11 protein-coding genes and 1 CRISPR repeat array are annotated in these 13,026 nt (G+C 65.7%); of the genes, 2 read left to right on the forward strand and 9 right to left on the reverse strand.

Annotation, left to right across the window (positions count from 1 at the left end):
* Nucleotides 1–464: 464 nt before the first annotated feature.
* The 9 genes from VM054_10180 to nadC form a co-directional block, all read right to left on the reverse strand.
* Nucleotides 465–1,091: a hypothetical protein gene (locus VM054_10180; GenBank protein HUT99427.1), complete on the reverse strand. Its 627-nt coding sequence runs from the start codon at nt 1,089–1,091 to the stop codon at nt 465–467.
* Nucleotides 1,088–2,299 (reverse strand): dihydropteroate synthase, encoded by a 1,212-nt coding sequence (gene folP, locus VM054_10185; protein ID HUT99428.1) that lies wholly within the window; start codon nt 2,297–2,299, stop codon nt 1,088–1,090. The genes VM054_10180 and folP overlap by 4 nt, the downstream gene beginning before the upstream one ends.
* A 60-nt stretch (nt 2,300–2,359) precedes the next feature.
* A complete protein-coding gene (gene ftsH, locus VM054_10190) occupies nt 2,360–4,390 on the reverse strand; it encodes an ATP-dependent zinc metalloprotease FtsH (GenBank protein HUT99429.1) in 2,031 nt (676 codons plus the stop codon).
* Nucleotides 4,391–4,523: 133 nt separating this feature from the next.
* Nucleotides 4,524–5,147: a methyltransferase domain-containing protein gene (locus VM054_10195; GenBank protein HUT99430.1), complete on the reverse strand. Its 624-nt coding sequence runs from the start codon at nt 5,145–5,147 to the stop codon at nt 4,524–4,526.
* A 58-nt stretch (nt 5,148–5,205) separates the two neighbouring features.
* Nucleotides 5,206–5,817, reverse strand: a complete 612-nt coding sequence (locus VM054_10200) for a class I SAM-dependent methyltransferase (protein HUT99431.1) — start codon at nt 5,815–5,817, stop codon at nt 5,206–5,208.
* Entirely contained in the window at nt 5,814–6,332 is a 519-nt protein-coding gene (gene hpt / locus VM054_10205) for a hypoxanthine phosphoribosyltransferase (GenBank protein HUT99432.1), read from the reverse strand. The genes VM054_10200 and hpt overlap by 4 nt, the downstream gene beginning before the upstream one ends.
* A 241-nt stretch (nt 6,333–6,573) precedes the next feature.
* Nucleotides 6,574–7,185, reverse strand: a complete 612-nt coding sequence (locus VM054_10210) for a biotin--[acetyl-CoA-carboxylase] ligase (protein ID HUT99433.1) — start codon at nt 7,183–7,185, stop codon at nt 6,574–6,576.
* Nucleotides 7,186–7,249: 64 nt separating this feature from the next.
* The gene (locus VM054_10215; protein HUT99434.1) at nt 7,250–10,063 is read right to left on the reverse strand and encodes an AAA family ATPase; all 2,814 of its coding nucleotides are present in this window, start codon (nt 10,061–10,063) and stop codon (nt 7,250–7,252) included.
* Between the two features lie 47 nt (nt 10,064–10,110).
* Nucleotides 10,111–11,010, reverse strand: coding sequence for a carboxylating nicotinate-nucleotide diphosphorylase (nadC, locus tag VM054_10220; protein HUT99435.1), 900 nt, complete (start codon nt 11,008–11,010; stop codon nt 10,111–10,113).
* A gap of 121 nt (nt 11,011–11,131) precedes the next feature.
* A CRISPR array of direct repeats spans nt 11,132–11,282; the repeat unit is 22 nt; unit sequence CCCGCGCGCGAGGGGTAAGAGC.
* A 70-nt stretch (nt 11,283–11,352) separates the two neighbouring features.
* On the opposite strand from nadC, the gene VM054_10225 reads away from it, so the two are divergent.
* Both VM054_10225 and VM054_10230 read left to right on the forward strand, forming a co-directional pair.
* Complete coding sequence (locus VM054_10225; GenBank protein HUT99436.1) at nt 11,353–12,498, forward strand: ImmA/IrrE family metallo-endopeptidase; 1,146 nt, start codon at nt 11,353–11,355, stop codon at nt 12,496–12,498.
* Nucleotides 12,499–12,501: 3 nt separating this feature from the next.
* Nucleotides 12,502–12,999, forward strand: a complete 498-nt coding sequence (locus VM054_10230) for a DUF4411 family protein (GenBank protein ID HUT99437.1) — start codon at nt 12,502–12,504, stop codon at nt 12,997–12,999.
* The last annotated feature ends 27 nt before the right edge of the window (nt 13,000–13,026 follow it).

Raw genomic sequence — 13,026 nt, forward strand, 5'->3', positions numbered from 1 at the left:
CTAGCCTTCTCCCACAGGGAGAGGGAGACCGCCCCGGTCCGTGTCTCGCCGGTTGCGATGATGTAGGGGCGGGTCTTTAGACCCGCCCGCGGGCCGACCTGAAGGTCGGCCCCTACGAAGGCGCTCGCTTGCGATGACGTAGGGCGGGGATTTTATCCCCGCCGCTTTTATAAGGTAGCCCTCACCCTCATTCCCGTCGGCGCGCCGCTCCCTGGAAGGGAGAGGGGGCCATTTTATAAGGTAGCCCTCACCCCTAACCCTTCTCCCACAGTGAGAGGGAGACCGCAGGACGCCGTTTTTTTAAAATCCCACACCCGACCCTCACCCTAACCCGTAGGCGAGCCTCTCCCTAAGAGGGAGAGGGGACAGGCAGCCCTCACCCTAACCCGTAGGCGAGCCTAGAAGGGAGAGGGGATAGCTGCACCCCCCTCCCCAGCCCTCCCTCCAGAAGGGGGAGGGGATTCTTACTCCCCGCCGTTTTCGAGGACCGTCCGGCGCATGGCCGCCGACGACAGGCTCTCGGCTCGGCGCCAGGCCAACGTCCGCTGCTCCAGCGCCATCCGCCCCAGGACCACCGCCCGATCGTAATCCTCCCGCGCCACCAGGCGGTCCACCTCGACCATGTACGGCCGGTCGGTTGTCAGCGGCCGCTCCACGTACTTGACGAAGCCCGGGTCCCGGGCGTACTCGCGCTGGGTCCTGAGCCAGCCCACCACACCCTTCAGGTGCACCGACCACACCCCTATCACTTCGTTCAGCGGAACGTCCTCCCCCCTGGATGCGATGACCGGGCCGAGGGACTCGAGCTCGGTCATCAGGCCGCGGTAAGCGAAAAGGGCGACGTGGCGCCGGACCGGGTCGGCGGCCAGGGGCCGCTCGTCCAACCCGCCCAGCCGGAAGGCGTTCAGCTCCCCCTCGGCCAGCGTCACCAGGAGGGCCTCGGTGAAGAGGGCCCGCTCGGCGTTCGCCAGGGCGGCGGGGGTTCCAACGGGCTCTTCTTCCCCCGAGTCCAGGACGACGACCAGCGCCGCTACACCTAAAAAGAGACCGACGCCCACGGGCAGGGCGATGGCGGCGACGATACGTCTCACTGACCGGCCTCGCGGACGGCCGCCGCGACCAGGGCGGCCTGGCGCGCCTCGGCCACGTCGTGAACACGGACGACGTGGGCCCCGCGCAGGACGGCCGCCGTGTGCGCCGCTATAGTGCCGGGCAACCGGTCCTCCACGGACGCCCCCGTGAGCGCCCCGATGAAGGACTTCCGGCTCGCCCCCACCACCAGCGGTCGCCCTAAGCCGGCGAACCACTCCAGGTGGTTCAACAGCGCCAGATTGTCCTCCAGCCGCTTGCCGAAGCCGATGCCCGGGTCCAGGGCGATGCTCTCGAATCGGACCCCGTCGGCGGCCGCGGCCTCGAGGCGCTCGGCGAAGAAGGCGTGGATTTCGGCGCCCAGGTCTTCGTAGTGCGGGTTCTTCTGCATGTCGCGGGGGGTGCCCCGCATGTGCATGACGATGACCCCGGCGTCGAAGAGGGCCACGGCCCGCCCCGTACCGCCGGAGCCGCCGAGGCCGCGCATCCCGGTGACGTCGTTGACGATATGGGCTCCCGCCTCCAGCGCCGGGGCCGCCGTCTCGGGCCGGTAGGTGTCCACCGACACGACCGCGTCGGTCTCGGCGACCAGGGCCTTTACGACGGGTAGAAGCCGCTTTATCTCCGTCTCGGCGTCCACCGGCTCGGCGCCGGGTCGGGAGCTCTCGGCCCCCAGGTCCAGGATGTCCGCTCCGGCCACGAGCATCGCCCGGCACCGCTCCACCGCCGCCCCCACGTCGTCGCCCACGCCGTCCCCGGAGAAGGAATCGCCCGTGAGGTTGACGACCCCCATGACCAGGGGCCGGGAGAGGTCCAGCACCCGGTCCCGCACGTGCCAGACCGGGATGCTGTCGAGCGCCGCGAGGGTTTCCGCCAGCTCGTCGGCCAACGCGCCCAGGCCGAACTGCTGGCCCCGGAGCTTTTCCGTGATGAGCGCCAATTGACGCCGCGTCCCGCCGAGCACCACGTCGGTGGATTCCACCCCGCGGACGACCAGTCCCCTGTGCACCGCCGCCTCGGCGCCCGCGGCCAGCGCCTCCTGCTTGAGAATCGTGGCCGCGGTGTGGGGCACGTCGCGGAGGTGAAAGACGTGGAAGCCGAGCTTGGTGGTCATCAGCTCCACGCCGCGGTCGGAGACGCCGGCCCGGCGCATCAGGCGGGCGGCGTCCTCGGGTGAGTCAATCCGGCAGACGCGGGGGTGGCGTTTCATATCAAAGCATAAAGGGGGAATCCCCCCCTTTTTTCAAGTCGGATGAATCCCCGGTGGGGACTATTCCAGGTCGCTCTTGCGGTCGTCGCCCAGGGGCGGGGAGCTCTCCCGGCGCTCGTCACCGGGCCAGACGCCGATGTTCTCGGCAAAATCCTTCTCCTCGGGGGTGCGGGTCCGTTCGGCCTCCAGCCGGGCCTTCTCCTCCTCGCGCAGGTGGGGCAGCCGACGGTCGTCGGGGGGCAGCTCCTCGCCCCGGACCAGCGCCTTTACCTCCTCGCCCTCCAGGGTCTCGCGCTCGATGAGCGCCCGGGCGATGGCCTCCAGCTTGTCGAGGTTCTTTTTGATGAGCTCGGTGGCGCGGGAGTAGGCGGACTCCACGACGGCCCGCACCTCGCCGTCTATGATTCTGGCGGTCTCGTCCGAGAAGTCGCGGTGCTGGGCGATTTCCCGGCCGAGGAAAATCTCCTCCTGCTTCTTGCCGAAGGCGAGGGGGCCGAGCTTTTCGCTCATGCCCCACTCGCAGACCATCTTGCGGGCCAGGTCGGTGACCTGGTTGATGTCGCTGGCGGCGCCGGAAGTGGTGGAACCCAGGGCCAGTTCCTCGGCGGCGCGTCCGGCCATCAGCACCGCAAGCCGCTTCTCGAGGTACGACTTGTCCAGGTTGAGCCGCTCCTTCTCCGGCAGCGGCATGGTCAGCCCCAGCGCCAGGCCCCGGGGGATGATGGTCACCTTGTGCAGGGGGTCGTAGTCGGGCAAAAGGATGCTGACCAGGGCGTGGCCCGCCTCGTGGTAGGCGGTGACGCGCTTGGTCTCCTCGTCTATCTGGCGGGAGCGGCGCTCGGGGCCCATCAAGACCTTGTCGCGCGCCTCCTCGAAAATCTCCTGGGTGATGGAGGTCTGGTTGTAGCGGGCGGCCAGAATCGCCGCCTCGTTGGCCAGGTTGGCCAGGTCGGCCCCGGAGAAAAAGGGCGTGCCCCGCGCGATGCGCCGCAGGTCAACATCGTCGGCCAGCGGTTTGTCCCGCACGTGGACCTTGAGAATCTCCTCGCGGCCCCGGATGTCGGGGAGGTCCACCACGATCTGGCGGTCGAAGCGCCCGGGCCGCAGGAGCGCCGGGTCCAGAACGTCGGGCCGGTTCGTCGCCGCCATCAAAATGACCGTGGACTCGCTCTCGAAGCCGTCCATCTCGATGAGGAGCTGGTTGAGGGTCTGCTCGCGCTCGTCGTGTCCGCCGCCCAGGCCGGCCCCGCGGTGGCGCCCCACGGCATCCAGCTCGTCCACGAAGATGATGCAGGGGGCGTTGCGCTTGCCGTTGGAAAAGAGGTCGCGGACCCGCGCCGCGCCCACGCCCACGAACATCTCCACGAAGTCGGACCCGGAGATGGAGAAGAAGGGAACGTTGGCCTCGCCGGCCACCGCCCGGGCCAACAGCGTCTTGCCGGTTCCGGGGGGACCCACCAGAAGCACGCCCCGCGGTATCTTACCCCCCAGCTTCTGGAACTTCTTCGGGCTCTTCAGGAAGCTGATTATCTCGACCAGCTCCTCCTTGGCCTCATCGCAGCCGGCCACGTCATCGAAGGTGGTCTTGTTCTTGGACTGGTTGACCAGGCGGGCGCGGCTCTTGGCGAAGGACATGGCCTGGCTGCCCGCGCCCTGCATCCGCCGCATCATGAAAACGAACAGGACGACTATCAGGACCACCGGTCCCAGGGTGAACAGGATCGAAAGGAACGTCCCCTGGCTCTGGTCAACGGAGACGGTGACCCCCCGCTCGGCCAGCTTGTTCAGGAAATCAATGTCCACGGCGGCGACGCTGGTGGTGAACTCGGTGAAGGTGTGGCCCTTCTGCGCCGGGTTCTCGATGGAGGTCTTCAGGACGCCGTGGAGCTCGGAGTCGGTGATGACCACCGACTTTACGTTGCCGGCCTCGAGCTCTCTGTAGAAGAGGGTGTAGTCTATCTCATCGCCGCCGGAGGGGCCGGCGAAGAGCTGCAGGAGCAGGATGGCCGCGCCGAGGATGATTATCCAGGGGAGAATAGCTTTCAGTACTTTATTCAGCGGAGCTCCTTGTCGGGCGCCGGTTTGTCCCACGCTCGACTTACGCCCAAACGGGCGCGCGGGTTGCACGCAAAAGCGCTCACCGGCGCGGGAATATTACCAGCGCGCCGGAAAAGAGTCAACAAAAGCCCGCCGCCGCTATCTCGGAGGGGGTTCGGTCCACCTCTCAGGCGAGGGCCTTGACGACGACGAAGCCGCCCCGGCCGTGACCCTCCTCCCATCCCGGCACCGAGGCCGGGTTCTCGGGGGGGCCGAAGAGGGTCTGAGCGAACCGCGCCACGCGGAAACCGGCAGACTCCACCGCCTCACCGAGCTCCTCGGCGGACAGGATGTGGGCCATCGAGTAGAAGGGGTCCCGGCCCTGTCTTTTCAGGTAGAGCCGCCCCAACGCGCTCGCCCGGTCCACGATACCTGCCAGGAGGACCCCCCCGCCCGTCAGGACCCGCCGTATCTCCGCTAGAACCGCAACCGGGTCCGGCACGAAACAGAACACCGTCACCGCCAGACAGGCGTCGAAGACCCCGTCACCGAAGGGCAACTCCTCGCCGCGACCCCGGACCGTCAACGGCACCCTCGCCCTTCCCGCCCGGGCCATCGCCGCCGACGGCTCCAGGCCGACCTCGACCCCGAGCGCGCCGCCGAAGCGCCCGGTACCGCTGCCCAGCTCCAGCCGCCGGCCCCGGTCGGGCCAGAATCGGCGCAGCAGTTCCAGCTCCCGCCGGAAAGCCGCCGGATGCTCCTCGAACCACGCCTCGTAGCGTTCCACCAGCCCGTCGATGGGGTCGTTCACGCGTTCTCCCGGGCTCGGCTCCGCCGACGTTTCATGACGCCCACTCGACGGCGGTCGTTCAGGCGAGGGCCTTGACGACGACGAAGCCGCCCCGGCCGTGACCCTCCTCCCATCCCGGAACCGAGGCCGGGTTCTCGGGGGGGCCGAAGAGGGTCTGGGCCACGGCCACCGGCAGGAAACCGCTCTCCCGCAGGAGCTCGGTGAGCTCTTCCGCCGCCAGGAACGATACGCCGAGCACCTCCAGCTCCTCACGGTACTGCTCCCGGCGGAACCGCCCGAGGCGGGTGGCGGCGTCCGTCTCCCCGACCACCAGGGCCGACGCGGGCTCCAGCACCCGCCGGAGCTCTTCCAGAACTGGGCGCCGGTCGCCCAGGAGGAAGAGAACATTGACCAGCAGGGCGGAATCGAAGACGCCGTCCCGGAAGGGCAGCCTCTCCCCCACCCCCCGGACGGCGGCCACGCCGCGCTCCAGCGCCCGACGGCACATGTCCGGCGAGGGGTCCACCCCCACCCGGACGCCCAGCGGCCCGGCGAAACGCGCAGTGCCCACCCCGACCTCCAGCCCCCGCGTGTGGAGGGGCAGGAGCGCCCGCACCAGGTCCAACTGCCGGGCGTACTCCTCCGCGTTCTCCTCGTACCAGGCGTCGTGTTCGGAGGCGCGCTCGCTCACCTGTCCTCCGGCTCCAGCACGGCGATGAAGGGGAGATTTCGGTAACGCTCGGCGTAATCCAGCCCGTAGCCCACCACGAACCCGTCCCCGGCGTAGGTGAAGCCGGTGTAGTCCACCTTAACCTGTCGGCGCCGGCGTCCCGGCTTATTTACAAAAACGCACACCGACACCGGGCGGCCGTAGTGCGCGTCCAGGAAGCGCCGCAGCTCCCCCAGCGTCCGCCCCGTGTCCACGATGTCCTCGACGACGAGGATGCGCTCGCCGGGCCGGGCGTGGGGCAGCTCACCGTAGAAGCGGAGCTCCCCCGGCTCGTCGCCGTCGCGGTAGCTGGAGAACGCCACCAATTCGAAACGCAGCGGCATTTCCAGGCGGCGGACCAGGTCCGACAAGAAAATGATCGAGCCCTTGAGGACGCCCAGGACGAGGAGCGCCCCCCCGCCGAGGTCGCTGTTAATCTCCCGGGCCAGCTCCCCGACCCGGCGCTCGATGTCCCGCTCGCTGAAGACGACTTGCATTGTGGCGACCGCCCCCTCCCGGCGATGATACCAAAAACGGACCCCGCGGTCCGCTTCTAGGGGGACGACGAAACCCGCGACGGGTCGGGGTGGATTTCCCGATGTAGTCGCGGATGTTTGCGTTGAGGCAGTTTCGTAGTCATCGTGAGGTCTTTTTAGGCGGGGATAGGAACCGAGCGCAGCGAGCTATGCCCCCGGCAAATCCCCGCCCTACGGGATACTTAATTTATCGCCCGCCCCTTCAGACGCCCGTCCCGTACATCGCCAACAGGGCCAGGTAACGGTCGGCGATTTCGTTCGGGTTGTGCTTGAGGGTCTCGTAGGCCTCGGCCAGGGAGGTGAGAAGCTCGCCCAGGAGGGTGTCGAGGGGGTGTTGGCGGCCGGTCTCGGAGAGGATGGTGGTAGCCGTCCGGGCGAGCTCCTCCGGGAGGCGCTCCCGCTCGAAGTTAACGTCGAGGCCCACACCGATGACGGCGTAGACGACCTTCCCGCCCCGGAGCTCCGTCTCAGCCAGCACGCCGCCGTACTTGAGCCCCCGGGTGAAAAAGTCGTTGGGCGGCTTGATTTTCGTCGGGACGTAGCGGTCCAGGACCGGGTGAAGGGCCACGGGGACCATCCGGGAGAGGAGGTCGGCGTCGGCGGCGTCGAGGCGGGGCCTCAGGAGGAGACTGAACCAGAGTCCGCCCGGCGGGCTGACCCACACGTTGTCCCCCCGCCCCCGGCCGGCGGTCTGGGTCTCCGCGACGACCACGAGCCCTCCGGGCTCTCCGGCGCGGGCCCGATCCCGGACCGTATCCGAGGTCGAGCCGATTTTACCCGGATGCTCGATCCGCCAGCGGACGGCCATATCCATACACCTCTTACGGCACCTGCTCCCCCGGGCTTCGATCCCACCGCGGATGGGCGTTTACCCCCCGTCACTCGCCCCGGTTCACCAGGCGCGTCAGGGAGCGGATGGTTTCGAAGAGCGTCGTGCCCAGCTTTATCGCCGGGAGCTGGCTCGAGGCCAGGTTGTCCGGCCGCGGCTCCAGGCTGGAGACCAGGTAGCCCACCTTGCCCCGGGGGATGCCCGAGCCGACCAGGTCCACTATCTCCTTGAACTCCTCGGCGTTCGGGTCGGAGCGGTACCGCGCCGTGCGGTAGAGGAAGACGCAGAAGTCGTAGAGCTGCTCGCAGAAGTTCTCGTCGGTGTAGCGCTTGGGCAGGTTGAGGGAGAAGTAGGCCAGGATTCGCTCGGGGGCGTTGGCCGCCAGGTTGCCGATGATGCGCAGGTGGGCCGGGTGTATCTGCGAGAAGAGCGGCACGAGGTTGGTGGCCACCGCCTCGTCCAGCGTCTTCCACGCGTCGAGCCCCATCTGCGCCTCGACCTGGATGTCGGCCAGGATGGTCACCAGGGGCGCGGTGCCGATGTCGTGGAACGTGCGCACCAACCGCACCAGACGGAACAGGGAGTTCTCTATCTGGCCCGAGAGCTCGGTCTCCTTCACCGCCAGGCCGAGCTGCTCGTAGACCAGGTTCTGGACCTTCCGGCGCACGACCTCCCGTTCCGTCTCCTCATCCGAGGGCGAGTGTAGCTCGACGAAGGCCAGCCGGCGCCGGGTGCTCTGGGAGAGCTGCTCGACCCCGCTGAGCCCGTCCTGGGAGTTGAAGGTGGCGATGAGGCGGAAGTCCAGGGGCAGCGGGATGTCCAGGTACTCCCCCGGCGAACCGGAGACCGGGATTTTCAGCGCCGAGGCGTCGCTCGAGGCGAGGAAGTCGGAAAGGAGCGACGGCCAGTCGCAGTTGTCCAGCTCGTCCAGGACCAGCCACACGCCGGAGTACTGTGCCCCGTTCGGCGCCCGGTAGGTCGTGCGGGCGTAGCTGTCGTCCGCGGCGGCGTAGTTTTTCAGGACGGTGCGGGTCAGGATGCCGGAAACCGCGACACCCCCGTCGGGCAGGGGGTACACCTGGCCGAGGAGGTCCTCGGGGCCCCAGCTCGACAGGGACTGCACGAGCTCGGGGTAGACGTTCCAGACGAGGGCGGGCAGCATCCGGGCCAGGGTCGTCTTGCCGCAGCCGGTGGGTCCGCTGATTATCACGTGCTTGCCCAGGAGCAGGTTGGTGACGACGTGGGCTATCTGCTCGTTGTCTAAGACGAGCTGATCGCGGATGCGGCGGATGGAGGCGGCGACGTCCCGGGGCAGGGCCAGCGGGCGGTCCTCGCCGTCCCGGGGCCGTGTGCTCCGGGCGTCCCTCGCCTCCACGCTCTTCAACAGGGCGTCCACGGTGGGGATCAGGAGCTTCTTGGCGTCGGCGGGGGCCGGCTCGGCGGCCTCCGGCTCCCCGGCGAGGAGGTTCAGGCCGACGAGGGATTCCTCGGGCACCGTCCAGCGCTGGATCGGGGGCGCCAGGGGCGGCAGGTCGGGGAACGGGGTCGGCTCGACCTCCAGGCCGGAGAGTTCCTCCGAGGTTAGAGCCGGGGCGGGCTGGTCCTTCCTGGAGACCGGCGGCGCCACCGAGTCGGGAGCGGGCGTCTCCCAGACCATCTCCGCCATCACCTCGTCCAGGGAGCGCACGGCGTCCACGGGCGGTATCTGCGCCCGTACCGGTTCCGCCGCGACGGGCTCCGGTTCCACGACGACGGGCTCAACGGCGAAGGCTTCCTCCGGTTCCGGAACCGGCGGCTCTCCCGGGGGGACGAACACCGGCTCGGGCTCCGGCGGGGCCTCCTCCTCCGTCACCAGGGGCGGGCCGGCGACCGACTCTATCTCCTCCATGCGCGACCGCATCCGGGAGAGCATCTCCCAGTCAATGCCCAGGTCTATTAGCTGCTTCTCCTCGGTGACGGTGTCCTTCTTGCGGACGACGGGGTGGTCCATGTGGAAGGTCTCCCTCGCCTCGTGGCGGACCACCCTTTTGCCCCGGTCGCCCAGTTGGAGGCTCATCTCCCCCTCGGACTCCGCGGCGGCGCCCTCCCCCAGCCTGAGCCCGGGCGCGTCAATCACCAGGGAGTGGTCGCCCGTGTCGAGCCGGAGGTCCACGGTCCCCCCGTCTCCCGCGCCGGCCATCCGGGGCACGCGGTCGGCGGAGAGCCGGAAGGTCAGCTCCTCGTCGCTCTGATCGAACACCGATTCGGCGAGAGGGGCGGCCTTTTTCGCGGCACCCTCCACGACCCCCTCGGGCTTCCCCCGGCCCAGCTCGTCAATGACGTCCAGGCTCGAGGCCAGGGTGGTGCGGCGGAAGGTCTCGTACTCCCCCGTAGGGACGATGAACCCCTTGGAGAACCGCCCCCGCACCGCTTCGAGGAGGTTGTCCCCGTAGGGGAGGACGACGAAGCCGTTTGGGTCGGGCATCTCGGCGGCGGGTATCTCGTCCATCGAGGTGAGGCGGATCCAGCACGCGGAGTAGATGGCGTCGGCCTGGATGCGGCGGAAGGGGATGTTGTCGTCGGGCTGGCGGCGGAAGGAGCCGTCCGGGTTGAATAAAACGGCGTCCACCCTGGCTCGGAGCCGGAAGATGCGCGGGCCGACGACCCGCGGGTCGTCCAGGGGATAGAGGTTCACCGGTCTCCCGGCGGTGAGCACCCGGTCCAAAAGCCTCACGTAGCTCAGGCTCAGGCGCTGGGTCCACCAGGCGTGCCCGCCCTCGGAGATGACCCGCAGGTACTCGGCGTGGAGGGTGTCCATCCCGCCCACGCTCTCGAACTCCACGGGTCGCCAGACGATGGACAGTTGCGGCAGAAATTCGGCCATATCGGTTCCCCAATGGTGTTTTCGCCGGGAATCACCGGCGTTCGTCATCAGGAATCGGGCGTCCCCCCGGGGCGCACGTCGAGGGCCAGGTCGGAGGTTTTGGCGGAGTGGGTCAGCGCCCCCGCCGAGACGAGGTCGGGGCCGATCGCGGCCAGACGGGGCAGGCTCTCGAAGCTCACCCCGCCCGAGACCTCACAGAGCGCGCCCGCCCGGCGGCAGCGCAGGACGGCCGTCGCCAGGGTCGTATCGTCCATGTTGTCGAGAAGGACGATGCGTGCCCCGGCGTCCAGCGCCTCGTCGAGCTGCGCCAGGTCGGTGACCTCCACCTCCACGGCGAGCCCGTGGGGGCAGCGGGCCCGGGCCGCGTGCACCGCCTGGGCCACCCCGCCGGCCGCCGCCAGGTGGTTGTCCTTGATCAAAATTCCCGAGGCCAGGTCGTGACGGTGGTTGCAGGCCCCGCCTACGCGTACCGCGTATTTGTCCAGCTCCCGCCAGCCCGGCAGGGTCTTGCGGGTGTCCACCAGCCGGGGCGGCGAAAGCGAGCGCGAGCCCTCGGGCAGTTTCTCCCAGGCACGGCGCAGCTCCCCCGACCAGGCGCGGGAGACCGTCGCCACGCCGCACATCCGGCCGAGAAAATTCAACGCCGCGCGCTCGGCGGCCAGAATCGAGCGCAGGCAACCGCTCACGGTGGCGAAGACCGTCCCGCCCTCGAGCCGCTCCCCGTCCGTGTAGGCGGTCTCGAAGCGGAGTTCGGGGCCCACGGCGGCGAAAACCGCCCGGGCCACCTCGAGCCCGCAGAGGACGAGCGGCTCCCGGGCGACCAGCTCGCCCGCTGCCCGGGCGTCCGCGGGCACGGTTGCCAGGGTCGTGTAGTCGCTGGCGATCCGGTCCTCGTCGAGGGCCGACTCGATCAGACGCCGGGTGGCCGGTGAGATCGGTTGGTACAAGGCGCCGTCCCGCGATGGTTCCCGAGCCGCGCGGACGCGAAGCCCCCCCGGACGGTCACGGACCGCCCCCGCCTTTTTTGGTCGGGGGACCGAGGCTTCCCCGCCATCGTATTCTACCAAACCTGGAGCCCGCGCGCGAGGGGTAAGAGCGGCGACCTCGTCATCGGCGATGTCGAAGTTCTCCTGGAGCCCGCGCGCGAGGGGTAAGAGCTATAAAGGACGAGCTCGACTCCAGGGTGAAAGACTGGAACCCGCGCGCGAGGGGTAAGAGCAATCCCTTGGGAACCGGATGCTCGACGTGGTATAATAATTGAAGAGAATTCAGGTAATGAAGGGAAACCTATGAGTAGGGTGGCCGTCACAGAAGAGGTATTACGCTGGGCCTTGAATCGCTCCGAAAAGTCGGAGGATGGTCTACAGAAAAAGATACCTAAAATTCATCAGTGGTTAACCGGTGAGAGTCAACCTACACTACGGCAATTGGAGACATTTGCAAAAGCAACTTACACACCTTTAGGCTTCCTTTTCCTCGAAAAGCCTCCACAAGACCGCTTGCCCATTCCTCACTTCAGAACACTTGGTGATGAGGGTCTGCAAAGACCTAGCCCAAATCTTCTTGAAACAATTCAAATAATGCAGCGGCGACAGTCCTGGATGCGTGAATTCCTGATAGAACAAGGTCAGGAAGGCCTTCCATACGTAAAATCCGTCCGACTTGAAGAACATCCTAGATCCACTGCAAAACAGATTAAAAAAACACTAGGCTTAGATGAAGAATGGGCTGCACGACAGCCCACATGGACGGAGGCGCTTAGTATTCTGCGAGAAAACCTGGAAAATGCGGGGATTCTGGTTGTCGTCAATGGAGTCGTGGGAAATAATACCCATCGTAAGCTGGACCCTAACGAATTTCGAGGTTTCGTTCTGGTGGATGAGTACGCCCCACTCGTGTTCGTTAATGGTGCAGATTACAAGGCCGCGCAGATGTTCACACTAGCCCACGAAATAGCACACGTGTTTTTGGGAAGTAGTGCTGCGTTCGATTTACGTGAAATGCAGCCAGCAGAAGACCCGATGGAACAACGGTGCAACCGGGTAGCTGCAGAATTTCTAGTTCCTGAAAACGAGATACGTAAAGTATGGGATTCCGTAAAAAGTGATACAGAGCCGTTCCAAACACTAGCCAGGCGATTTAAGGTCAGCGTCCTCGTTGTGGCACGTAGGGCGTTGGACCTTCACCTGATAGATAAAGAGGCGTTTTTACAGTTTTATAAAGTTTATACAAAGCGCCAAAAGTCTGTACCTCAACCAGAAGGTGGTGATTTCTATGCTAATCAAAATTTGCGAATCGGACGGCGTTTTGCGTCTACCGTTATTCGAGCAACCAAAGAAGGTAAACTACTTTACTCCGAAGCCTACCAGTTAACCGGATTGTACGGGAATACATTCGAGAGCTACACATCCCATATAGAAATGTCAGGCCGATAGTAAATGGGGGAACCTGTTTTTTTACTTGATGCGAATGTGTTTATCGAGGCAGCACGTCGTTACTACGCCTTCGATTTGGTCCCACGATTCTGGGATAGTTTGGTCGAGTACGCATCACTTGGTCGTATTCGAAGTATAGATCGTGTCAAGCATGAATTAGAACGAGGTAAAGATGAGCTAGCATCATGGGTAGAAGGGTATTTCCAAGATGCATTCGCGTCTACGGATGAAGATGAGGTAGTGCAAATTTACAAGAAAATTATAAAGTGGGTAAATAGTGAGAGCCAGTTTACAGAAGAAGCAAAAGCGACTTTTGCCGGTGGTGCAGACGGTTGGTTAGTTGCATACGCCAAGGTAAAAGGCTGTATTGTAGTTACCCAAGAAATCTCTGAACCGTTCTCTAAAAGAAAGGTTAAAATACCCGATGTTTGTATTAAGGGTGGTTTATCCTTCTTAGACACATTCGAAATGCTGCGAACACTTGGGATAAGACTTGGATAATAATTTAATTTTACATATATAAACCAG

It is taken from the genome of bacterium (assembly GCA_035528375.1).
GTDB lineage: Bacteria > RBG-13-66-14 > RBG-13-66-14 > RBG-13-66-14 > RBG-13-66-14 > RBG-13-66-14.